This window comes from Kribbella sp. CWNU-51, assembly GCF_054073265.1.
The window spans coordinates 153498-176184 of sequence record NZ_JBSXMZ010000007.1; the positions used below are offsets into that span (position 1 = coordinate 153498).

The window sequence follows — 22687 nt, forward strand, 5'->3', positions numbered from 1 at the left end:
GTCACACCGCCGACCCGAAGTTGGCGACCCACTGCCGCAGGTCCGCGGTCATCGCATCCCACACTCCCGTCAGCAGCAGTAGCCCCACCGCGATCATCAGTACGCCGCCGATCCGGATCACCAGCAGTTGGTGCCTGCGGACCCACGCCACCGCGCCCAGCATCCGCCGGAACGCCAGTGCCGCCACGATGAACGGGATACCGAGACCGAGACTGAACACCAGGGCCAGCATCGCACCCCGCGCGGTGCTGCCCTCGGTCGTGGCCAGCGTCATCACGGTCCCGAGCGTCGGCCCGATACACGGCGTCCAGCCGAATCCGAACAGTACGCCGAGCAGCGGCGCCGCCGCGATCCCGACCGCCGGCACCCGATGCACCCGCATGTCCTTCTGCAGGAAGCCGAACCCGCCGAGGAAGACCAGACCCAGTACGACGGTCAGCGCGCCGAGTACCCGCGTGATCGCGGTCTGGTGATCGATCAGCAGGTCGCCGGCCTTGCCGAACACCACCCCGGTCAGGATGAAGACCGCGGAGAACCCGGCCACGAACAAGGCCGTCCCGGCCAGCATCCGGCCGCGCTTGTCCGATCCGAGCTCAGCCGCGGACAGTCCGGTGACGTAGGAGAGGTAGCCGGGCAGCAGCGGTACGACGCAGGGCGAGAAGAACGAGATCGCACCGGCCAGCACCGCGATCGGCAATGCCACCAGCATCGAACCCGTCATCGACTCGGCGAACCACTCACCCACGGTGCTGATTCCTTCGGTCAACCGGCGGCAGCATCATGGACCATGCCGAGCAAGGTGTCCTTGGAGACCTCGCCGACCACCCGCGCCGCGACCTTGCCGGACTTGTCGATCACGAGCGTGGTCGGGATCGCCTTCGGCGAGATCTGGCCGCGGAACCGCAGCAGTGCCTTGCCGTTCGGGTCGTAGATGCTCGGGTACTGCACGCCGAACTCCTGCACGAACTTGCGGGCCGGCGCCGGGTCGAGGTCACGGGTGTTCAGCCCGATGAACTGCACCGTCGGGCCGAGCTCCTTGGCGGCCGCGACCAGGTCCGGTGCTTCCTTGCGGCAAGGCGGGCACCACGAGCCCCAGACGTTCAGCACGACTACCTTGCCGGTCTGGTCGGCCAGGCTCCACGGCTTGCCGTCCAGCGTCGTACCGGTCAGTGCGGGCGCCGGCTTGCGGTCCGCCGGGGCGAACAGCGAGACGTTCCCCGTGCCGCTGACGAACCCGGCCTGCCCCTCCCGGTTCTGCGCGGCCTGCTGGCCGGAACTGCAGCCTGCGATCAGCAGCAGCCCAGCGACCACGAGCGTCGTACGGCGAAACATCACGCGCCGCCCACGAACTTCTTCGGGTTCGTCACCCTTCCACTCACATCTCTCGAGTTCTTCACTATGCCCCGCCCACGAACTTCTTCGGGTTCTTGACCGGAAGTAGGTCCTTGGCCGGTTCTGAGTAGCCGACCGAGACGATCGTCTCGCCGTGGAAGGTGAACGAGGTCAGGCTGGCCAGGCTGCACTGCCGCTTGCGCGGGTCGTGCGGCAGCCGGCGGCCCTCGATCGCGGACCGGACGATCCAGATCGGCAGCTGGTGCGACACGATCAGCGCCTCGTGACCGGCGGCCTTCTGCCGGGCGGTCTCGATCGCGTCCCGCATCCGCCGGACGATCTGCTGGTACGGCTCACCCCAGGACGGCTTGATCGGGTTCCGGAGCAACCACCAGGCAGTCGGGTTGCGCAGCGCGCCGTCGCCGACGCCGAACTTCTTGCCCTCGAACAGGTTCGCCGCCTCGATCACCCGCTCGTCGATGTCCGGGGTCAGCCCGAGCGTCTTGGCGATCGGCTCCATCGTCTCCTGGGCTCGCTCCAGCGGCGAGCTGACCAGGTGGACGATGTCCCGGCCGGCCACGTACTCGGCCACCCGGTCCGCCATCTTCCGGCCGAGCTCGGACAGGTGGAAGTCGGGGATCCGGCCGTAGAGCACACCGGTCGGGTTGTGCACCTCGCCGTGACGCATCAGATGCACGACCGTCGTTTCGGTCACCGCTGCCGTTCCCTTCTCAGTTCTGTACTGCGGCTGCCGCACGAGCAGCCGGGGTGAGGGCGGACTCGAGCTCGGCCAGCGCGTCGTCGTCGATGGCGCTACTGACGAACCAGGCCTCGAACGCGCTCGGCGGCAGGTAGACGCCCGCGTCCAGCATGGCATGGAAGAACGCCGCGAACCGGGGCAGCACCTGGGCGTTCGCGCCAGCGAAGTCCCGGATCTCGGCAGATCCTTCCTCCGACTCCACGAAGAAGACACTGAAGAGGTTCCCGGCCGCCTGGATGACGTACGGCACACCTTCCTTGTCCAGTGCGGTCGCGACCAGGCGCTGAATGGTGGCCGAGGTCTCGTCCAGCCGCGCGTAGACCTCGTCGGTGGCCAGCCGCAGCGTGGTCAGGCCGGCCGTGGTGGCGATCGGGTTCCCGGACAGGGTCCCGGCCTGGTAGACCGAGCCCTCCGGCGCCAGGTGGGCCATGATGTCGGCCCGCCCGCCGAACGCGGCAGCCGGGAAGCCACCACCCATCACCTTGCCGAACGTCATCAGATCCGGTTGGACGCCGTCGACGCCGTACCAACCGGAGCGGGTGATCCGGAAGCCGGTCATCACCTCGTCGGAGATGAACAGTGCGCCGTTGTCCTTGCACGTCTTGGCAAGGAACGCGTTGAAGTTGTCGCGCGGCGGGACGACGCCCATGTTGCCGGGCGACGCCTCGGTGATCACGGCCGCGATCTGGTCGCCGTACTCGGCGAAGGCGGCGGTGACGGCGGCCTGGTCGTTGTACGGCAGCACGATCGTGTCGGCCGTGGTCGCCTCGGTGACCCCCGGCGTACCGGGGATGCCGAGGGTGATGACGCCGGAACCGGCCTGCGCCAGCAGTGCGTCCACATGTCCGTGATAGCAGCCGGCGAACTTGACGATCTTGGCGCGCCCGGTGAAGCCGCGGGCGAGCCGGAGCGCGGACATGGTCGCCTCGGTGCCGGACGACACCAGCCGGACCTTGTCCACCGGCGTCCGGCCGACGATCTCCTCACCGAGCAGGACTTCGGTCTCGGTCGGCGTCCCGTACGACGTCCCGCGGGCGACCGCGGCCTGGACGGCGGTGGTCACCTCCGGATGGGCGTGGCCGAGCAGCATCGGGCCCCAGGAGCAGACCAGATCGAGGTAGCGGTTCCCGTCGACGTCGGTGATGTGACATCGGTCACCCGATGCCATGAAACGCGGCACGCCGCCGACGGCGCGGAACGCCCGGACGGGAGAGTTGACCCCGCCCGGGGTGACTGCGGAGGCCCTGTCGAAGAGCGCGGCGGACTGTTCTGTGTGGTCGGGCACGGCCGCTATTGTCCCCGACGGACCTGCGGATCAGGTGGGCGGGCGGGGGCAAATGCCCCGCCGGGGGTTCACAAGCAGTGTTGTTACGCGCCAGTATGGGTACCTCGTCACCGCACGTAGATGGTCCGAGTCCGGCGCGTAACCCACGCACGGGGCGGACGTTAGACCAATAACGACGGCAACCGAGAACGACGAACGACGTGTCCGCGGCGTGGGGCTGGGCAGGTCGCTGAGTCACGGAGGGGATCTTCGATGGCGAAGGGCAAGCGCCGCGCCACGAGTGGAGGGTGGCGTCAGGTGGCGCCACTCATCCCGTTGGCGTTGTTCGCGAGCGCGTTCACCGTCAGTGCGACGGATGATCCGGCGATCGCCACGGCGTCGCTGGAGCAGGGCCTGTCCGGCAACAGTCCGGTCGTCGTACCGAAGCAGCCGATCGCCCAGCCGGCCAACGTGCCGGTGCCGGGTGTGGTCGGCCACGGCGTCGATCCCGGCGAGCAGCCGACCCAGGTGGTGTCCGGCCTGTCCCGCAACGGCATCCCCAACGCGGCACTGAAGGCATACTCGCGGGCCCAGCAGGTGCTGGCCCAGGTGGACCCGGGCTGTCATCTGCCCTGGACACTGGTCGCCGCCATCGGCCGCGTCGAGTCGAACCACGGCCGCTTCGGCGGCAACGCGCTGAACTCGCAGGGCGTCGCCGTGCCGGGCATCTACGGCCCGCGGCTCGACGGCGTGAACACGGCCAAGATCGCCGACACCGACGCCGGTGCGTTCGACGGCGACGGCGCGTTCGACCGAGCGGTCGGCCCGATGCAGTTCATCCCGGGCACCTGGCGGTCGATGGGCGTGGACGGGGACGGCGACGGCGTGCGGAACCCACAGGACATCGACGACGCGGCCATGTCGACCGCGGTCTACCTGTGCTCCGGCAAGACGGACCTCTCCAAGGCGAGCGACCTGGAGTCGGCTGTCCTGCGCTACAACCACTCCCAGCAGTACGTCGACCTGGTCGTGAGCATCGCCAAGGCGTACGCCGGCGGCAGCTGGATCGCGGTCGGCAACGGCACCGAGGACGACGAGCAGGGGGTCGACCGGGCCGGCGACCAGGTCGGCGATCCGACCATCGACGCCCCGGCCGACAACAACCTGCCCCAGGCGACGAACCAGGAGACGTACCCGTCGGTCAAGCCGACGCCGACGGTCGTGGACCAGTCCGGCAAGCCGACGACCGACCCGACCAAGCGGCCGCCGACCACCGGCAAGCCGTCGGACGATCCCACCACCAAGCCGCCCGCGACTACCAAACCGCCGACGACCAAGCCGCCCACGACCACCACGCCGCCGGCGCCGGGGCTCGCGACGCTGCAGACGGCGGCCGGCCTGATCGTCGGCACGGTCGGCAGCACGGTCGGTGAGCTGACCAAGGCGACGCAGTACTGCCAGTCCGAGATGGCGAAGGTGACGATCACCAAGCCGACCCAGGACCAGCTGCAGAAGTGCGTGACCGCCTACCAGACCGGCGGCACGAAGGCCGTCGACCAGGTCATCCGCAACCTGCTGTCCCTGCTCGGACTGCTGGGCATTCTCGGCGGAGGCCTGCTCGGGAACTGACCCGTCCAAGACCGGCGCGCCAGCCCCCACCCCTCCCTTGGCGCGCCCCGGCGACGCCACGGAGCACTCCCCCCGGCTTCGTGGCGTCGCCCTTTTTAACGTTCAGGTCAGTTCACGCCCCAGGCCAGAGCAGGCCCAGGCAGTGGACGATCAGGCGAAGCGCTTGGCTACCTGCTCGACTCGGTCGACCAGGTCCAGGTCGTACGCGACGCCGGGGACGTAGAAGATGATGTAGTCGGCGCCGGCCTCGAGAGAGGCCTCGACCTTGGCGGCGATCTCGTCCTCGGTGCCGATCAGGTTGTCCCGGTCGAACTTCTCCCGGTCCATCGGGCCGAGGGCCTTGTCGGTGGCCCGCTGCGGGTCGTCACCCTTGTCGATCGGGAACACGTTGAACGACGTCGACTTGATGATCTCGTCGTAGTCGCGACCGACCTTCTCGCAGTGACCGCGCAGGATTGCGGCCTTCTCCCTGATCACCTCGGGGTTGCCGCCACCGATGTTCGCGGCGTCGCCGTACTGCGCGACCAGCTTCAGCGTGACCTTCGGGCCGCCGCCGCCGATCCAGAAGCTCGGGTGCGGCTTGCGCACGCCCTTCGGCTCGTTGATCGGCGCGTCGATCGAGTAGTACTTGCCGTTGTAGACCGGCTTGTCCTCGGTCCACATCTTGTAGATGATCTCGGTGGCCTCCCGGAAGGCGGCCATCCGCGGCGGAATGTCGGTCCACTCGTAGCCGTACGCCTTCCACTCGTGCTCGTACCAGCCCGCGCCGATCCCGGCGTACAGGCGGCCGTGGCTGGCGACGTCAACGGTGGACGCGATCTTCGCGTACAGCGCCGGGTTGCGGTAGCCGTTGCAGCCGACCATCTGGCCGATGTTCACCCGCTGGGTGTCGCGGGCCAGCGCGGCCGTCGCGCTCCAGCACTCGAAAGTGGTGTTGTCACTGGGCTCCGGCACCGTGTGGAAGTGGTCGAAGAGCCAGATCGAGTCCCAGGACTGGTCGTCGGCCCGCTTGGCGACCGACGTCATCGCTTCCCACTGCTCAATCGGATCCGCGATCTGCGCGAGATCCATCTTCCAGCCCTGCGGAACGAAAATCCCGAAACGAGTAGTCATGCTGACATCCTTTCCGGCCGCGACCGGCAGGGTCCATCACTCCGACTACTGAATTCGCACTTAATCGGACCACTCAAACTTCTGAATGCTGCTCCGGGTGCCTGCGGGAGGCACCCGGAGCAGACCGTCAGCGCGCGCTCAGGACACCCGCTCCGAAGCCGGGTCCGGAGCGATGCAGGGCCCGGCCGGCCAGGATCGCGTTCAGGGCGATCGGGGCGATCCGGCCGCCGAACTCCTGCCTGGTCAGCGCGGCCACTCCGGCGGCTGTCGGCGCGGAGGCCGACGTACCGAAGAAGCGGCATTGACCCTGGACCGTGGTCGGGCACGTACCGGAGCCGAAGCCGCCGGCTCCACTGACCGAGACGCCGTCCGAGGCAGCCCAGTACGGCGCCGGGAAGCTCCGCGACGACGGACCGGAGACGCCCTTGCACGGACCCGGCTTACCGCCCGGGCACCGGGTCGTGGTGATGATCTGGGTGGGACCGGACGCGCTGTACGGCTCCAGCGGCGTGACCGCCGGATCGACCGACGTACTGGCGTCGACGGCGCCGGCGCTGGTGGCGAAGCCCAGGTAGTTCGAGTCCGGGTTCATCGAGCCGGCCCGCTCGGGCGGGTCGATGGTCTGGACGCCGGCCGACAGCGCGCGCCAGCGCAGATCGAGGACCGGTGCCTTCCGGGCCGTCGACGTGCCCTGGACGTCGACGACCAGCTTGGCGCGCTGGGCCACCCCGGTCGTGTTCTCGTAGATGAACTGCTCGATCGTGTCACCGACCCCATTGGCCTGGACCGCATTGCTGGCCGCGAGGCACCTCGTACCGGACTCGTCCATCAGATACAGGTTGAGGTCGGTGAACCCGCCCTGGCCCGCGGTCGGGAACACCGCGCGCGGCTCACTCCACTGCAGGGTCGGCATGACCGCCGCGCCCGGCAGCAGGTTCAGGTCGTACGACGTGTCCGTCCCGCGCAGCTTGACCACGTTGTCCGGTGCGTTCTGGCAACCGGTGAACGGACCAGTGACGCCGTCCGGCCCCGCACCGGTCCCGGTCGCGGTCACCCGGGGTGCGTGCCTGCCACCGAGGTTCCCGGCCGACGAGCTGACCCAGATGCCGTGCTTGGCCAGGCCCTCGGCGGTCGCGGCGCCGATGCCCTGCTGGAAGGCCGGCTCGTCGTCGAGCGCGATGTCCTCGGCGATCATCGTGACGCCGGCGTTGGCGAGCGTGTGGAACGCCTCGACGTACTGCGCGGTGGTGTCCTGTGTGCTGGCATAGGCCAGCTTCGCGCCCGGCGCCATGTCGTGGATGATCTCCAGCATCGCGGTGCCTTCGTCATCGTCGTACGCCGCGGTTTGCAGCACCTGCACGTCCGGCGGGAGCTCGCCCGCGGCGATCGAGTCGGCGATGTGGTCGACGTCGCCGGAGATCGCGCCGACCTTCTGGCCACGTCCGGTCAGGCCGCGCGCCTGGGCCTTGTCGGCCTTGTGCATCTGGACGCCCTCGGCCGTGATCGCGCCGACGTCGACCGCCGGCCGCAGCGACGGCCGCAAGGCGGTCACCCAGCCGAGCGCGGCGACGGCGTCGAGCTGGTCGTGCGGCACTGAGGCGGACACCAGACCGGTGCTGGGCAACGCGACACCAGGCACGGTCTTGAAATCCGCCGAGTTCTTCAGGACCGTCACCCCGAGCGTCGACAGGTCGGCTTCCTGTGCCGCGGTCACGGGCGCCGCGGCGTACACCTGGACGCCGATCCGGCCGCTGGTGTCGACACCGAGCGAACGGGCCTCTGGACCGGACACCTTTGCCTTGGCCGACGCGGCGGCCTTGGCCAGCTCAGCGCTCTGCCGCAGCAGGGTCGGGATCTTGGACGGGGCACCCGACGCCGCGTCGGCGGCGGGCGCCGCCGTGGCGGGTTGGACAGCGGCGACGATCGCCAGCGGGACGATCAACGCCACACCACTCAGCAGACAGGCCAGCTTCCTCACAGTTCCTCCTCAGCCTCACACACCGGAGAACCCAGACACCACGGAAGCCAGCCCCCAAGCAGCCAACCCGACCCCGCAGCCACACCCTCACCCACCAACTCCCCGCTGTCCAGCTTTTACCGAACCCATCGCGATGCCGCAGCGTCGTATCCAACCGACGCCCAGGGAGGGATCTTGCAGAAGTTCAACCAGCTGTTCGATCGAGCCGCCCCACTCATCGCCGCCGGCGACCACCTGCGCGACGCTCTCCCCCGAGACGGAGGCCGCTGGCCGGTCTCCGTCGCACTCCGCCCACCCGGGGACGACCTGCTCAGCCGCCGTCTCGACGACCTGACCGCCGAGGCCGCGGACCTCGCCGGCCCGGATCACTGGCACACCGGCCGCCTAGGCTCCGCCCACCTCACCGTCCGCGCTCTGGAAGGCCATCGCGCGCTCATCGAGCCGCACGACCCCGCAATCCAGCGCTACCAGTCCGCCCTCGACCGCGCCGGGGCGGGCCCGACCCGTTTCCGCGTCGCCGGGCTCACGCTCACCCCAGGAACCGTGATGGCCTGCGCGTTCCCCCTCGACTCGAACGCCGATGACCTCATGGACCGTTTCGCCGTCGAGCTCGGGCCCGACGACTGGTTCGAGCGGCCGCACGGTCGCCGCGACATCTGGTACCTGAACCTCCTGCACTTCACCACCGCCATCACGCACCCCGGGAAACTGATCGACTGGGTCGCCGCCCACCGCGCGACCGAGTTCGGCGCGGTCACCATCTCTGCGCCTGAGCTGGTCCGGTTCCGGTACTGCGCCGGCCCGCGGCCGCACATGCGGCCCGACGTGGTGAGAGCGCTCTAGTTCCGGAACCGGTGAGGGGTTGACCTGGGGGTGGGGAGAGCTGAGAGTCGGGGCCGGACGTGGGTGTGAGGCTCGCGCAGAGGTGGGGAGTCGGCCATGCGTGGTTTTCGTCAGACAGCGCTCTTCGCGGCGGCAGCGCTGATCACCGGGCTGTTGCCGTTGCAGGCAGCGGCCGATGACCCGGCGCCGATCGTGCTGGCCGCGTTCGAAGGGGCCGAGCCGTTCGCCTCGCCGCCGAACGCGGGGATCTTCGGCTGGGGCAGCGACGCCGACGACCCGCCGACGATGGAGTTGCAGACCCGCGCCGACGCACCGTCCGGCGAGAAGGTGCTGCACGGCACCTACAACATCAGCGGGTACGGCGGTTTCAGCCACGACGTGACCTTCGACCAGAACCCCGGCGACTGGTCCGCTCACAAGGGCATCCGGTTCTGGTGGTACGGCCAGAACACCGCACCACTCCCACCCGGCTCCGGCAAGCGGATCTTCTTCGAGATCAAGGACGGCGGCGCCAACGCCGAGGCGTCGGAGCTGTGGAACACCAGCTTCACCGACGACTGGCAGGGCTGGCACCTGGTCGAGATCCCGTTCAGCGAGTTGGTCTACCGCGGCGACTACCAGCCAGTCGGCGGCATCGACCAGGTGCTGAACCTGACCCAGATGTGGGGCTACGCGATCACCATGCCGGTCGGCTCCCCCGGCGAGTTCGCGATCGACCAGGTCGAGGTCTACGGCAAGGCCGACCCCGCGCTGAAGGCGAGCGTCGTCACCGACACCGGCGTCTACCCGGTCAAGGAGGGCGGCACCGCACAGGTCAAGATCTCCGTCGCGACCACTGGCAGCACTCCGCTGGAGGAACCGGTCACCGTCGACTACCGCACCGGCACCGGAACCGCCGGCACGAACGACTACAACCCGGTCTCGGGCACGTTCACCTTCCCGGCCGGTACGGCGTCCGGCACCTCTCACACCGTGGCCGTCACCACCCGCAAGGACCACACCGCCGAGGCCGCCGAGACGATTCCGCTGGAGCTCACCGTCACCGGCGCGAAGGCTCCCTCGATCCAGCCGGTCGTCGTGATCAACGCCCACGACCTCCCGTATCTCAACCCCAAGCTCCCGCTCAAGAAGCGGGTCGACGACCTGCTCGCCCGGATGAACCTGGCCGAGAAGGTCGGCCAGATGACCCAGGCAGAGCGCAACGCACTCCGGTCCCGCAGCGACATCGCGTCGTACGCGCTCGGCTCGCTGCTGTCCGGCGGCGGCTCGGTGCCGACGCCGAACACGCCGGCCGCCTGGGCCGCGATGATCGACAACTTCCAGCTGAACGCGCAAGCGACCCGGCTGCAGATCCCGCTGATCTACGGCGTCGACGCCGTCCACGGACACAACAACGTGGTCGGCGCGACGATCCTGCCGCACAACATCGGCATGGGCGCGACCCGCGATCCCGACCTGGCCAAGCGGACCGGTGAGGTGACCGCGACCGAGGTCCGCGCGACCGGCATCCCGTGGGACTTCGCGCCGTGCGTGTGCGTGGTCCGCGACGACCGCTGGGGCCGGGCCTACGAAGGCTTCGGCGAGGATCCGGCGCTCGTCCAGTCGATGGCGACCGTGATCACCGGTCTGCAGGGCAAGGCGGACGGCAGCCAGCTCGGGCAGAACAACCACGTTCTGGCGACCGCGAAGCACTTCGTCGGCGACGGCGGTACGACGTACGGCTCTTCGACCACAGGTTCGTACAAGATCGACCAGGGCATCACCGAGGTCACCCGGGCCCAGCTGGAGACGCTGCACCTGGCGCCGTTCCAGACCGCCGTGGATCTCGGCGTCGGCACCGTGATGCCGTCGTACTCGAGTCTCGCGATCGACGGCGCGGCTCCGGTGAAGATGCACGGGAACGCTGAGCTGATCAACGGGGTGCTGAAGCAGCGGATGGGCTTCGGCGGCTTTGTGATCAGCGACTGGCAGGCGATCGACCAGCTGCCGGGCGACTACGCGAGCGACATCCGTACGTCGATCAACGCCGGCCTCGACATGATCATGGTGCCCACGAACTACCAGGGCTTCACCCAGGGTCTGACCGACGAGGTGACCGCCGGCCGGATCCCGATGACCCGGGTCGACGACGCGGTCCGGCGGATCCTGACCGAGAAGTTCAAGCTCGGCCTCTTCGAGCACCCGTACGCCGACACGTCGCACAGCTCCGAGATCGGGTCGGCCGCGCACCGGGCGGTCGGCCGGGAGGCGGCCGCGAAGTCCCAGGTGCTGTTGAAGAACGACGGCAATCTGTTGCCCTTGGCACCCACCTCCAAGGTGTACGTCGCCGGTAGCAACGCCAATGACCTGGGCAACCAGATGGGCGGCTGGAGCATCACCTGGCAGGGCGGCTCCGGTGCGACGACCACCGGTACGACGATCCTGGACGGGATCAAGCAGGTGGTGCCGACGGCAACCTTCAGCGCCGACGCATCGGCACCGCTCGAGGGTCACGACGTCGGAGTCGTGGTGGTCGGCGAACGCCCGTACGCCGAAGGGATCGGTGACGTGGGCAACGGTCACGACCTACTGCTCTCCGACGCCGACAAGGCCGCGGTCGACAAGGTGTGCGGGGCAATGAAGTGCGTCGTACTGATTGTCTCCGGCCGGCCACAGGTCATCGCCGACCAACTCGGCAAGATCAACGCGCTGGTGGCGTCGTGGTTGCCCGGCACCGAGGGTGCGGGTGTTGCCGACGTACTGTTCGGCAAGCGCCCGTTCACTGGTCGGCTTCCGGTCAGCTGGCCGCGGTCGGAAGCTCAGCAGCCACTGAACGTCGGTGACGCTTCCTACGATCCGCAGTATCCGTTCGGGTGGGGTCTGACCACCCAGGCGGCCGCGAGGCAGCAGCTGACCGACGCCCGGAACACCTTGCTCCGCCAGCACGACCCGTCCGCCCTGGCGGCGGGGATCGCCGCCGGAGTGGCACTCCAGGTCAAGGACTGGTCGGGGCCGCAGGCAACTATTGCGCTGGCAGCCGTGGCCCAGTCCGCCAAGTTCCTCGAGCGCACCACGGTGGACACGTTCGCCGAGGACGACGCGGTCGTCGGCACGGCCCGCTGGATCGCCCAGAACCACATCGGCCAGAACCTCACCGAGCCCGCCTCGAAACTCACCTCGGACGCCGATCACCTGCTCCTGATCGGGAACCTGAGTGCCGCGGTCAGCAAGCTGACCGCGGCCTCCAAGGTCGGGTGACGGCTCAGACCGACACCAGCTCCCGTTCTGCCTGCGCCGGCGTCTGCCGGTGCAGGCGGTTGGGCCACCAGGCCTTGCGGCCCAGCAGGACCATGATCGACGGGAGCATCACGATGCGGACCAGCGTGGCGTCGATCAGGACGGCGATGGCCAGGCCGACGCCCATCTGCTTCATCTCGAGCATGCCGAGGGTGGCGAAGACGGCGAAGACCGACACCATCACCGCCGCCGCGCTGGTCACCACGCCGGCCGACTCGGTGATGCCCTTGCGGACCGCCTCCCGTGGGGTCAGCCCCTCGGCCACGCCTTCACGGATGCGACCGAGCACGAAGACGTGGTAGTCCATCGACAGCCCGACCAGGATCACGAACAGGAACAGGGGAATCCACGACACCACGAACCCTGCTGACGTGAAGCCCAGAATCCCTTCCGCCCACGAGTGCTGGAACACCAGCGCCAGTACCCCGAAGCAGGCACCCACCGAGGCGAGGTTGAGCAACGTCGTCACCACCGCGATCGCGAGGCTCCGGAAGGTGAACGCCATCATCACCAGCGTCAGCGCCAGCACGAATGCGATCACGTACGGCAGCTTGTCGCGCTGATTGTTGCCGTAGTCAACCGACTCGGCCGAGTCACCACCGACCGCCCAGGTCGTGGATCCCAACGCGGCCGGCGCCAGCTCCCCACGCAACTGATGCAGCGCGGCTTCGCCGTTCGCACTGCTGTCCGGCAACACCGAGACCAACGTCAGCACAGCGGTTCCGCCCGCCTGCCGGATCGCGTCGCCCGCCGGTACGACGAACTTCCCGGTCCGTACGGCGGACTCCTGCAGCCCGGTCAACGCCGCGGCCGCCCCGTCACCCTGCGCGACAACGTCGTACGAAAGACTGCCCTGGGACGGGAAGTTCTCCTGCAGTGCCTTCAGCGTGCGCACCTCGGGGATGCTCTGGGGCAGCGTGTTCAGATCGGCCGACTCGGTCTTCATCCCCAGTGCCGGCAGGGCGAGCGCGACCACGGCGAGGGCCGAGATCGTCAGCGCGGCCCGCGGATAGCGCAGTACGGGCGCCAGGATGCGGCGGCTGATCCCGCCGGGACCGATGCGCCGGTTGAGCCGCCACAAGAGCGGGACGCGCGGCCGGTCGACCCGGTGACCCAGCTTCGCCAGCAGCGCCGGCAATACGGTCAGCGAGCCGAGGACCGCCACCGCGACGACCACGATCGTTGCCGTTGCCATCGAGGCGAACGTCGCGTCCTGAGCGACGTACAGGCCGGCCATCGAGACGATCACGGCGAGGCCGGAGACGACCACGGAGTGACCGGACGTGGCCGCGGCGATCTCCACGGCGTCGAGGGTGCTACGCCCCTTGCGGCGTTCCTCGCGCTCGCGCTTCAGATAGAACAGCGAGTAGTCGACGCCGACGGCCATACCGATCAGCAGGACGACATTGGCGACCGAACCACCGTCGGGGAACAGATAGGACAGCGGCGCGTAGAAGCCGAGGGCGGCGCCGGCGGCCGAGAACGCCAGCAGGACCGGGATCCCGGCCGCGATCAAGGCACCGAAGGCGATCAGCATCAGCGCGAAGGTGATCGGCAGGCTGAGCTTCTCGGCCTTCGCGAGATCGGAGCCGACCTGCTTCCAGACACCGGCGTCCACCGATGCATTGCCCGCCTGGCCGATGGTCAGGCCGGGGTTCGCCTTCTGTACGTCGGCGGTAGCGGCGACGACCTTGTCGATCGAGTCGGCCGCGTCGTCCGCCGTACCCTTCAACTCGATCGGCACCAGGGCCGCCTTGCCGTTGTCCGACCAGACCGGTTGCCCGACGGCCTGGACCGGGTCGAGCGCCTTGAGCTTCTGCTGAAGCTGCGTGATCGCCGTGGTCGCGGCGGCCTTGTCGAGTGGACCGTCGGGGTCGGTCAGCAGGACCGTCTCGGTGGGCCGGTCGCCGAGACCTGCCTTCTCGATCAGCTCCGCGGCCTGGCCGGACTGGCCGACCCACTCGTCCTTGCTCTGCGTCTGCTGCTTCGGGATGGCCACCGACATCCCGACTGCGACGACGACGAGGAGCAGCCAGAGGCCGATCGCCCGCCATGGATGGACAGCACTCCAGCGCGCGACGCGCACGGTCACCGATCCCCTGGTCATTTGCCCCACCTCTCCAGCGACCGGACGCCCTGCCCGGTCAGGACGAGCCTGACCTGATCGGGAGCGGATCTCAGGAGTCCTGGAACCCCCGCCGGGGTGGACCTAGGCCTACCCGGCGACGGGCTCGATCGTCCGGGCGCGCAGGCGGCGGAGCATGCGGGCGTCCTCGAAGCCGACCGCACGGGCCGCCGCCTCGATGGTGCTGCCGTGGCCGATCAGGTGTTCGGCGCGTTCGAGGCGGAGGAGCTGCTGGTAGCGCAGCGGGGTGAGACCGGTCGCGGTGGTGAAGATCCGGGTCAGGGTGCGTTCACTGACCCCGATCTCCCGGGCGAGGCCGGTGAGCGGCAGGCGGTCGGCGTACCGGGCGTCGATCACGTCCTGCACGCGATGGGCGAGATCGCTGAGGTGACCGCGGTGCCGCAGCATCGCGCTGTCCTGCAGTTCGTCTCCGTTGCGCCGCGCGTACACGACCATCTCCCGCGCGACCCGGGCCGCCGCCTCGGCACCACGCTCGACCGCGACCAGGTGCAGGGCCAGGTCGATCCCGCTCGCGATCCCGGCGGACGTGATGACCCGGTCGTCCACGACGTACAGGACGTCCCGCACGATCGTCGCCTTCGGATACCGCGCGGCGAGCTCGTCGGTCAGGTCGTGGTGGGTGGTGTACCGGTGTCCGTCGAGCAGCCCGGCCGCGCCGAGCGCGTCGGCGCCGGAACACACGCTCGCGACCGATCCACCGGCCGCATGGTGACTGCGCAACCGCTGCTTGGTCTGCGGCCCGATCGGCGGCACCGGCGACAACCGCGGCGACCGCCAGCCCGGTACGACGATCAGGTCGTCCGGACCGAGATCCGGCCACTCCAGCCGCGCCTTCACCGGCACACCCTGCGCGGTGAGGATCTCGTCGACCTCGGCCACATAGCTCAGCTCGTAGCCGTAGCCGAGGTCGTTCGCGGTGGAGAAGACCTGCGCGGGCCCGGCCAGATCCAGCAGGTGCAGCTTCGGCACCAGCAGGAAGACGACCCGGGTAGTCATGATCCAGTCAGGATCCCACGGGGACGCCGGTGAGCTCGTCGAGTGTCCGGATGGTGGCGAACCGGCCGGCCAGGGCGTACTCGGTCCGCTCGGTGATCCGCTCGGGGCTCAGCGTCCGGGGATCGGCCAGGATCTCCTCGAGAGTCGCATCCGCCGGCATCGTCCAGTGCGGGATCGGCTGGGTCGCGGTCGCCTCGGTGACGAACACGACGTCGTACCCGAAGTCCGACGCGACCCGGGTCGTGGTCTCGCAGCACTGCTCGGTGCGGATGCCGCTGATCACCAGCTCGGTGACGCCGTGCTGGGTCAGGAGCTGCTGCAGATTCGTTGTGGTGAAGGCGTTGTGAGACGTCTTGGTGATCAGGGGTTCGCCGGGCAGCGGCTCGAGTCCCTCGATCAGCCGGACGTGGCCCCCGGCCGGGTCGAACGCCCCGCCGGTGCCCGGCTCACTGTGCAGGACCCAGACGACCAGATCGCCCTGGTCCCGGGCCGCGCGGACCAGGCGGTTGACCCGGTCCGCGATGTCGGGGTGGTTCACGGCCTTCCAGTTCGCGCGGACCCGGAACGATTCCTGGACGTCGATCACGATCAGTGCGGTGCGGCTCATACCGCTCATCCTGGCGGCGGAACGGCGTACCGAAGAAGGCCCGATCGGGGCCGATACCGGACCGATCTGGTCAACCGGGTGGGAGCCTGTCGATCCTGTTGCAGCCGCCACCCAGGCCGCCCCGGCCGCCGGCACGCCGGATAAGTTGGCCGCCATGGGCGAACATCACGGCGAGCTCGAGATCCGCAAGGACCCGTTCGGCACCACCCCGGACGGTCAGCTGGTGGACGTCTACACGTTCACCAACGGCCGGGTGACGATCTCGATGCTGACCTGGGGCGCCACCATCCAGCGGGTCGAGACCCCGGACCGGCGCGGCCGGACCACGAACATCAGCCTCGGCTTCGACAACCTGCCCGACTACGCGGCGCTCAGCCCGTACTTCGGCGCCACCATCGGCCGCTACGGCAACCGGATCGCGAAGGGCCGGTTCACGCTCGACGGGACGACGTACCAGATCCCGATCAACGACGGCGAGAACGCGTTGCACGGCGCCATCGGCTTCGACAAGTTGGTGTGGAAGGCGGCGGTCGTCCGCAACGACGGCGCCGTCGGTGTCGCCTTCACCTACGTCAGCCCGGACGGCGAGATGGGCTTCCCCGGTGAGCTGACCAGCACGGTGACGTACACGCTCGACCGGCGGGACAACCTGCGGATCGACTACCACGCGACCGTCAAGGGCAAGCCGACCATCGTCAACCTGACCAACCACGTGTACTTCAACCTGGCCGGTGAGGGCAGCGGCTCGATCGACGGTCACGTGCTGCAGCTGAACGCGCCGAAGTACACCCCGGTCGACGCCGGCCTGATCCCGACCGGCGAGCTCGCACCGACCGCCGGTACGCCGTTCGACTTCAGCACGCCGACCGCGATCGGGGACCGGCTCCGCAACGACCACCCGCAGTTGATCGTGGGCCGCGGCTACGACCACAACTTCGTCCTCGGCGGCGAGCCGGACGACGACGGCCTCCGCTTCGCCGCCCGCTTCACCGAACCCGAGCACGGCCGCACCGTCACGGTCCACACCGACCAGCCCGGCGCCCAGTTCTACAGCGGCAACTTCCTCGACGGCACGTTCCTCGGTATCGCCAACTTGGCCTACCGCCAGGGCGACGCCTTCGCCTTCGAAACCCAGCACTTCCCCGACTCCCCCAACCACCCCAACTTCCCGTCCACAGTCCTCCGCCCCGGTGAGACCTACCAATCCACCACCATCTACACCTTCGGCACCAAGTAGCCCGAAGGACAGGAGGTAGTCCGGGCGGCCGCTGGGTCGCAGGCTCACGGACAGAGGTGGTCCCGTCACTGACGGGACCACCTCCTGTCGTTAGGACCTCACGCATTGCCTGCGCGGTGTAACGGGCGCAGGGTGGCCGTAGAGGGTGGGTGACAGGTTGTGGCGGCTCCGACGGTCGAACCGGCCCGCGGACCGGGGCCGTGGGCGCTGTGGGCGACCGTCGTGGCGGGTTTCGGCACGCTCGTCGTCTCGATCGCGCTCGCACTGGCGGGAGACGAACTGGTCCGGCCGGGCCTGCAGGCACTGCTCTTCAACTGGATCACCGTCCCGTACCTGATCAGCGGGACCATCGCGTGGTGGCGCCGGCCGGCGAGCCGGCTCGGTCCGCTGATGATCGCCACCGGATTCGTGATGGCCCTGACCGCCCTGCAGTGGTCGACCGTGCCCCTGTTGCTCTCCATCGGTCACCTGCTCGACCTGGTGCCGGCGGCGATGTTCCTGCACGTGTTCCTCGCGTATCCCACCGGACGGGTGGTCGGACGCCTCCGCCGGTTGGTCGTCGTCGCCGGCTACGCGACTGCCGTCGTACTGCAACTGGCGAAGATCCTGCTCGGGATCAATCCGGACAGTCTGTTCACCGTCACGACGAGGCCGGTCCTGGCCGGCCGGATCGAGCAGGCCCAGCTGATCACGATGAGCGCCCTGCTGCTCGTCGGCGCCGCCCTGCTCCTCGTACGGCGACCGTCCGCGAGCCTGGTCCGTCGACGGCCGGTGGCGTTGCTGGTGGACAGTTTCGGACTGGCGCTGATCATGCTCGCGATCCTGTTCATCGCGGGTCTGCGCGGCTGGCCGCAGATCGAGACGGTTCGGCACGTCACGTTCGCCGTGCTCGGGCTGGCGCCGGTCGTGTTCCTGTTCGGACTGCTCGACGCCCGGCTCGCCCGCACCGATGTCGGTGCGCTGCTGATGGATCTGCGCGCCGACCCGGCCGGTGACCTCCGCGAGCCGCTGGCGCGAGCCCTGCACGATCCCTCGTTGACCCTTGCCTTCTGGCTGCCGAAGTACGGCAGTTGGGCCGACTCCGAAGGGCACGCCGTCACTCTGCCCGGCGGGTCCGACGGGCGGGCGACGCGGGTGATCTATCGCGACCACGAACCCGTCGTCGCCCTCGAGTTCGACCGGTCGCTCGAAGACGAGCACGAGTTGCTGGACGCAGTCGCGGCGGCGGCGGGCATCGCCTTGGAGAACAGCCGCCTGCAGGCGGAGCTACGGGCCCGGCTGAATGAGCTGCAAGGCTCGCGCGCGCGGGTCATCGACGCCGAGCAGCAGGAGCGGAAACGGCTCGAACGCAACCTGCACGACGGCGCCCAGCAGCGCCTGGTCGCGCTGGCCCTGGAAATCGGACTGCTCGCCGGCCGGTCCGCGAGCGACGCCGACACCAAGGCACGTCTGATGCAGGCCAAGCAGCAGGTCACCGCGTCGCTGGACGAACTCCGTGACGTTGCCCGCGGCATCCATCCGGCGGTCCTGACCGGACACGGTCTGGCCGTCGCACTGGAGTCGCTCGCCGCGCAGGGTGCCGTCCCGGTGACGCTGGAGGTCGTGGCCGACGGAAGGCTGCCCGAACATGTCGAGGTCGCCGCGTACTACGTGGTCAGCGAGAGCCTGACGAACATCGCCAAGCACGCCCACGCGAGTACGGCGTCCGTCCGCGTCACGCGATCCGCCGATCAACTCGTCGTCGAGGTCGTCGACGACGGCGTCGGCGGCGCGGACACCGAACGCGGGTCGGGCCTGCGCGGTCTCGCCGACCGGGTCGAGGCGATCGGCGGCCGGCTGCGGGTCTGGAGTCCCGCCGACGGCGGCACCCGGCTCGAGGCGGAGATCCCGTGCGGGTAGCCATCGCCGAGGACAGCGTGCTGCTGCGCGAGGGACTGACCAGGATCCTCGGCGACGCCGGGCTGGACGTGGTCGCGGCGTACGACAATGCCGACGACTTGCTGAGGTACGTCCGCGGCTTCCCGCCGGAGGTCGCGATTCTCGACATCCGGTTGCCGCCGACCCACAACGACGAAGGGATGCGCGCCGCCTTGCAGATCCGCGAGCAGCATCCCGGAGTCGGTGTGCTGGTGCTGTCGCAGTACCTCGAGCTCGGTCTGGCGATGCAACTGCTGTCCGAATCGGCCGAGGGCGTCGGCTACCTGCTGAAGGACCGGATCAGCGACGTCGAGGACTTCACCGGCGCGGTACGGCGGGTTGCGGCCGGCGGCTCGGCCATCGATCCGAAGATCGTCTCCACCCTGCTGCAACGGCGGCGCAGCGACGACCCGCTGGCCGCGCTGACCCCGCGCGAACGGCAGGTGCTGGAGCTGATGGCGACCGGCGCCTCCAACCAGGGCATCGCCGACGACCTGGTCGTCACGTTGCGGGCCGCGGAGAAGTACGTCTCCGGCATCTTCACCAAGCTCGGCATCCCCTCCACGCGCAGCGAGTCCCGCCGGGTGCTCGCCGTACTGCTGTATCTGCGCGCCTGACGGACACCAGAAACCCGAACCCTCCTTCACCGGTTGCCCGGTCTGCCGAACGCGCCTGCCGACGCGAGTCTCGAGGTAGACCCCTGGAGGCGCCGTGAAGACCCGAATCATCCAGAACCAGCCTGACGACGACGGCACACCGCCGCCCGCTCGCGCTGAGACCTCAGCCGGCAACCACTCATCCGCAAGGAGATCCGTCATGTCGTTCGTCCGCAATCACCCCGTGATCAGCTTCTTCGTGCTGGCCTACGCACTCACCTGGGCAACTCTGCCGTTCGGCACCTTCTTCGCCCCGGGTGCCTTGCTCGCCGCCCTCATCGTCGCCTTCCTGAACGACGGTCTCGCCGGTCTCCGGGCCATCGGGGTCCGGATGATCCGCTGGCGGGTGCGCTGGATCTGGTACGTCGTCGCGATCGCCGTACCGCTGCTCGTGCACTTCGTCACGATCGGGATCAACCAGGCGTTGGGCGCACCGTCGCCCAACTCCGGGCAGTTCGCGCCGTGGTACGGCCTCGCTCTCGTCATCGGCATGAACATGGTCGACCCGTTTGGGGGCCCGTTCAGTGAGGAGCCGAGCTTCCGGGGATTCGCGCAGCCGAAGCTCCAGACGACCCGCACTCCGCTCGCGGCTACCGCGCTCATGGCCGTGGCGATCGCCGGCTGGCATCTGCCCCTGTTCCTGATCTCGTCCTACGGCCTCCAGCCTTACGAGGCCGTGACCACGGTCGCCGTCACCTTCTGGTACGGATGGCTGTTCAACCACGCGGCCGGCAGCGTGCTCATCACCCTCATCGCCCACGCCACCGAAGGCAGCATCAACACCAGCGACCTCTGGCAAGCCGGCCCCGACCTGACCCGCGAGACCTGGCTGTACGTCGTCGTCTGGTCCGCAGTCGCCGTCACCTTGCTCATCGGCAGCCGTCGCTTCTGGACCCGTCCTGCCCCAACCATCGCCACCTCCCCCGCCACTACACCGGAGCCTGTCTCATGACCACCACACCACTCGCCCCCGCACCATCGGTACGTCGCTCCTGGAGCGGCTGGCGCACCCTGCTGGTCGTCGTGGGTGCCTTGTTCGCAATGGTCAGCGTCGTCCTGTTCGCCATCGGCGGTGTCGGCCTGTGGACACAGCACCAGCGCGACGGCGACGGATACTTCACCGCGGGACCAGAGCGTCTCACCACCAGCACGTACGCGCTGTCGGCTCCGTCGCTCGACATCGGCGGCATCGGGCCGGACGCCTTCTACACCGACGATTTCCTCGGTGACGTCCGGATCGACTTCGAGTCGAAGACGCCCGGCACGGCGGTGTTCGTCGGCGTCGGTCCGGCGGCCGACGTCGCGGCGTACCTGAACGGCGTCGGCCACGAGGAGGTCTCGGACTTCGACGTCGATCCCTTCAAGCTCTCCACCACGGCCCGGGCCGGAGGCGAGCCTTCCACCGCGCCCGCAGCCCAGACCTTCTGGGTCGCCTCCGCCACGGGCGCCGGACCCAGCACCCTGACCTGGCCCGCCACCGGCGGCGACTGGTCCGTGGTGATCATGAACGCCGACGGCTCGCAGAACGTCGCCGTCGACCTGAGCGTCGGCGGCACGCTGCCCGCCGTCGAGGGCATCACGATCGGCGCCCTCATCGGCGCCGCCCTGCTGCTGATCATCGGAACCGCCGTCATCGTCGCGACGATCACCACCCGGCGCGGCGCGCGAGCCGGCGAGCGAAGGGTTACCTAAGAACTTAGGGTCGGGGTATGTCGGACGAGCCGGTGTTGCAGATTCCGTTTGATGATGCGTTTCGGTTTGATCCTTCGCCGACGTTCGCCGAACTGCGGGAGACACGTCCCGTGGCTCGGGTGCGGACGTTGGCGGGGGCCGAGGTGTGGTTGGTGACGCGGTACGACGACGTACGGCTGGTGCTCGCGGATCCGCGGTTCTCGCGGGCCGCCGTGGTCAAGCAGGGCGCGCCGCGGGTCGCGTTGGCCAAGCCGATGCCGAACAGCCTGACCACGACCGACCCGCCGGAGCACACCCGGTTGCGCAAGCTGGTGTCGTCGACGTTCGCGCACCGGCGGATCGAGCGGACCCGGCCGTGGGTCGCGGAGCTGTCCGCCCAGCTGGCCGAGGACGTGGCCCGCGCGGGTGACGGCGCCGACATCCGGCAGTTGGTCGCGTTGCCGCTGCCGATCCAGGTGATCTGCCAGCTGCTCGGCGTACCGTACGAGGACCGCGCGCAGTTCCGGGAGTGGACCGAGCTCGGGTACAGCATGAAGATGGCCGAGAAGGATCTGGTCGAGGACGCGATGACCAGTCTGACCGCGTACATCGAGGACCTGGTCACGAAGAAGCTGGCGAACACCGACCAGCCGGCCGAGGACCTGCTGGACGAACTCGTCCGGGCCCGCGAGGAAGGCGACCGGCTCAGTCAGGAGGAGCTGATCGCCTTCGGGGTGAACCTGCTGGTCGCCGGCCACGAGAGGTCCGCGAACCAGATCTCGAGCTGCGTCGCGACCCTGCTGCGCTGGCCGGAGAACTGGGCCAAGCTCGTCGACAACCCCGAGCTGGTCCCGTCGGCGATCGAGGAGTTGCTGCGGTTCAACCGCTTCAGCGAGGTCGGTCAGCTCCGCGTCGCACTCGAGGACGTCGAGCTGCACGGCGTACAGATCAAGGCCGGCGAAGGCGTGATGGCCGCGCTCAACTCGGCCAACCGGGATCCGCGCGCGTACGACGCACCCGACGAGCTGCGGCTGGATCGGCCGGACAACAAGCACCTGTCGTTCGGCTTCGGACCGCACTTCTGCCTGGGTGCGCAACTGGCCCGGATCGAGTTGCAGGAGTCGTTGCTGGCCCTGGTACGACGCTTCCCGCGCCTGCGCCTCGCGAAGCCGGCCGAGGATCTCGAATGGCGTCGCGTCCTGGTCAGCGGCCTCGCGGAGCTCCCCGTGAACCTCAGCTGACGAGCCGTTACGTCCGAAGAA

18 protein-coding genes are annotated in these 22687 nt (G+C 69.1%); 9 read left to right on the forward strand and 9 right to left on the reverse strand.

Annotation, left to right across the window (positions count from 1 at the left end; all coding sequences use genetic code 11):
* Position 1 precedes the first annotated feature (1 nt).
* The 4 genes from ACXC9Q_RS09105 to hemL form a co-directional block, all read right to left on the reverse strand.
* Complete coding sequence (locus ACXC9Q_RS09105; protein ID WP_329482346.1) at positions 2 to 745, reverse strand: cytochrome c biogenesis CcdA family protein; 744 nt, start codon at positions 743 to 745, stop codon at positions 2 to 4.
* Positions 746 to 762: 17 nt separating this feature from the next.
* Positions 763 to 1332 (reverse strand): TlpA family protein disulfide reductase, encoded by a 570-nt coding sequence (locus ACXC9Q_RS09110; RefSeq protein WP_457056758.1) that lies wholly within the window; start codon positions 1330 to 1332, stop codon positions 763 to 765.
* Positions 1333 to 1396: 64 nt separating this feature from the next.
* Complete coding sequence (locus ACXC9Q_RS09115) at positions 1397 to 2020, reverse strand: histidine phosphatase family protein (protein ID WP_457056759.1); 624 nt, start codon at positions 2018 to 2020, stop codon at positions 1397 to 1399.
* 43 nt (positions 2021 to 2063) lie between these two features.
* Positions 2064 to 3386, reverse strand: a complete 1323-nt coding sequence (gene hemL / locus ACXC9Q_RS09120) for a glutamate-1-semialdehyde 2,1-aminomutase (protein WP_457056760.1) — start codon at positions 3384 to 3386, stop codon at positions 2064 to 2066.
* A 243-nt stretch (positions 3387 to 3629) separates the two neighbouring features.
* Here hemL and ACXC9Q_RS09125 point away from each other — a divergent pair, with 243 nt between their 5' ends.
* Positions 3630 to 4985 carry a lytic murein transglycosylase gene (locus ACXC9Q_RS09125; protein WP_457056045.1) on the forward strand — a complete coding sequence of 452 codons (1356 nt, stop codon included), beginning with the start codon at positions 3630 to 3632 and terminating at the stop codon, positions 4983 to 4985.
* A 150-nt stretch (positions 4986 to 5135) separates the two neighbouring features.
* Here ACXC9Q_RS09125 and ACXC9Q_RS09130 read toward each other — a convergent pair whose 3' ends face one another.
* A complete protein-coding gene (locus tag ACXC9Q_RS09130) occupies positions 5136 to 6098 on the reverse strand; it encodes an LLM class F420-dependent oxidoreductase (RefSeq protein ID WP_457056046.1) in 963 nt (320 codons plus the stop codon).
* 127 nt (positions 6099 to 6225) lie between these two features.
* On the reverse strand, positions 6226 to 8076 hold the full coding sequence (locus tag ACXC9Q_RS09135; protein ID WP_457056047.1) for a hypothetical protein: 1851 nt from the start codon (positions 8074 to 8076) through the stop codon (positions 6226 to 6228).
* Between the two features lie 174 nt (positions 8077 to 8250).
* Between ACXC9Q_RS09135 and ACXC9Q_RS09140 the strand changes: the two genes are divergently transcribed.
* On the forward strand, positions 8251 to 8919 hold the full coding sequence (locus ACXC9Q_RS09140; protein WP_457056048.1) for a hypothetical protein: 669 nt from the start codon (positions 8251 to 8253) through the stop codon (positions 8917 to 8919).
* Positions 8920 to 9015: 96 nt separating this feature from the next.
* Positions 9016 to 12156 carry a glycoside hydrolase family 3 N-terminal domain-containing protein gene (locus ACXC9Q_RS09145; RefSeq protein WP_457056049.1) on the forward strand — a complete coding sequence of 1047 codons (3141 nt, stop codon included), beginning with the start codon at positions 9016 to 9018 and terminating at the stop codon, positions 12154 to 12156.
* Positions 12157 to 12160: 4 nt separating this feature from the next.
* On the opposite strand, the gene ACXC9Q_RS09150 is transcribed toward ACXC9Q_RS09145, so the two are convergent.
* The 3 genes from ACXC9Q_RS09150 to ACXC9Q_RS09160 all read right to left on the reverse strand — a co-directional run bounded on the left by ACXC9Q_RS09150 (position 12161) and on the right by ACXC9Q_RS09160 (position 15944).
* A complete protein-coding gene (locus tag ACXC9Q_RS09150; protein WP_457056050.1) occupies positions 12161 to 14302 on the reverse strand; it encodes an MMPL family transporter in 2142 nt (713 codons plus the stop codon).
* A 108-nt stretch (positions 14303 to 14410) separates the two neighbouring features.
* A complete protein-coding gene (locus ACXC9Q_RS09155) occupies positions 14411 to 15337 on the reverse strand; it encodes a GlxA family transcriptional regulator (protein ID WP_457056051.1) in 927 nt (308 codons plus the stop codon).
* Positions 15338 to 15344: 7 nt separating this feature from the next.
* On the reverse strand, positions 15345 to 15944 hold the full coding sequence (locus ACXC9Q_RS09160) for a cysteine hydrolase family protein (protein WP_457056052.1): 600 nt from the start codon (positions 15942 to 15944) through the stop codon (positions 15345 to 15347).
* Positions 15945 to 16098: 154 nt separating this feature from the next.
* Between ACXC9Q_RS09160 and ACXC9Q_RS09165 the strand changes: the two genes are divergently transcribed.
* The 6 genes from ACXC9Q_RS09165 to ACXC9Q_RS09190 all read left to right on the forward strand — a co-directional run bounded on the left by ACXC9Q_RS09165 (position 16099) and on the right by ACXC9Q_RS09190 (position 22666).
* Positions 16099 to 17181 (forward strand): aldose epimerase family protein, encoded by a 1083-nt coding sequence (locus tag ACXC9Q_RS09165; RefSeq protein ID WP_457056053.1) that lies wholly within the window; start codon positions 16099 to 16101, stop codon positions 17179 to 17181.
* A gap of 159 nt (positions 17182 to 17340) precedes the next feature.
* The gene (locus tag ACXC9Q_RS09170; protein ID WP_457056054.1) at positions 17341 to 19080 is read left to right on the forward strand and encodes a sensor histidine kinase; all 1740 of its coding nucleotides are present in this window, start codon (positions 17341 to 17343) and stop codon (positions 19078 to 19080) included.
* On the forward strand, positions 19071 to 19715 hold the full coding sequence (locus ACXC9Q_RS09175) for a response regulator transcription factor (RefSeq protein ID WP_457056055.1): 645 nt from the start codon (positions 19071 to 19073) through the stop codon (positions 19713 to 19715). Before ACXC9Q_RS09170 ends, ACXC9Q_RS09175 begins: the two co-directional genes overlap by 10 nt.
* A gap of 199 nt (positions 19716 to 19914) precedes the next feature.
* Complete coding sequence (locus tag ACXC9Q_RS09180) at positions 19915 to 20706, forward strand: CPBP family glutamic-type intramembrane protease (protein WP_457056056.1); 792 nt, start codon at positions 19915 to 19917, stop codon at positions 20704 to 20706.
* Positions 20703 to 21446, forward strand: coding sequence for a hypothetical protein (locus ACXC9Q_RS09185; RefSeq protein WP_457056057.1), 744 nt, complete (start codon positions 20703 to 20705; stop codon positions 21444 to 21446). The genes ACXC9Q_RS09180 and ACXC9Q_RS09185 overlap by 4 nt, the downstream gene beginning before the upstream one ends.
* Before the next feature lie 17 nt (positions 21447 to 21463).
* Complete coding sequence (locus ACXC9Q_RS09190; protein WP_457056058.1) at positions 21464 to 22666, forward strand: cytochrome P450; 1203 nt, start codon at positions 21464 to 21466, stop codon at positions 22664 to 22666.
* The last annotated feature ends 21 nt before the right edge of the window (positions 22667 to 22687 follow it).

Coding starts and splice junctions, on each gene's coding strand:
- ACXC9Q_RS09190 (WP_457056058.1), top strand. CDS start 21,464: ATGTCGGACGAGCCGGTGTTGCAGATTCCGTTTGATGATGCGTTTCGG.
- ACXC9Q_RS09180 (WP_457056056.1), top strand. CDS start 19,915: ATGTCGTTCGTCCGCAATCACCCCGTGATCAGCTTCTTCGTGCTGGCC.
- ACXC9Q_RS09115 (WP_457056759.1), bottom strand. CDS start 2,020: ATGCGTCACGGCGAGGTGCACAACCCGACCGGTGTGCTCTACGGCCGG.
- ACXC9Q_RS09155 (WP_457056051.1), bottom strand. CDS start 15,337: ATGACTACCCGGGTCGTCTTCCTGCTGGTGCCGAAGCTGCACCTGCTG.
- ACXC9Q_RS09185 (WP_457056057.1), top strand. CDS start 20,703: ATGACCACCACACCACTCGCCCCCGCACCATCGGTACGTCGCTCCTGG.
- ACXC9Q_RS09145 (WP_457056049.1), top strand. CDS start 9,016: ATGCGTGGTTTTCGTCAGACAGCGCTCTTCGCGGCGGCAGCGCTGATC.
- ACXC9Q_RS09160 (WP_457056052.1), bottom strand. CDS start 15,944: ATGAGCCGCACCGCACTGATCGTGATCGACGTCCAGGAATCGTTCCGG.
- ACXC9Q_RS09130 (WP_457056046.1), bottom strand. CDS start 6,098: ATGACTACTCGTTTCGGGATTTTCGTTCCGCAGGGCTGGAAGATGGAT.
- ACXC9Q_RS09125 (WP_457056045.1), top strand. CDS start 3,630: ATGGCGAAGGGCAAGCGCCGCGCCACGAGTGGAGGGTGGCGTCAGGTG.
- ACXC9Q_RS09110 (WP_457056758.1), bottom strand. CDS start 1,332: ATGTTTCGCCGTACGACGCTCGTGGTCGCTGGGCTGCTGCTGATCGCA.
- ACXC9Q_RS09165 (WP_457056053.1), top strand. CDS start 16,099: ATGGGCGAACATCACGGCGAGCTCGAGATCCGCAAGGACCCGTTCGGC.
- ACXC9Q_RS09150 (WP_457056050.1), bottom strand. CDS start 14,302: ATGACCAGGGGATCGGTGACCGTGCGCGTCGCGCGCTGGAGTGCTGTC.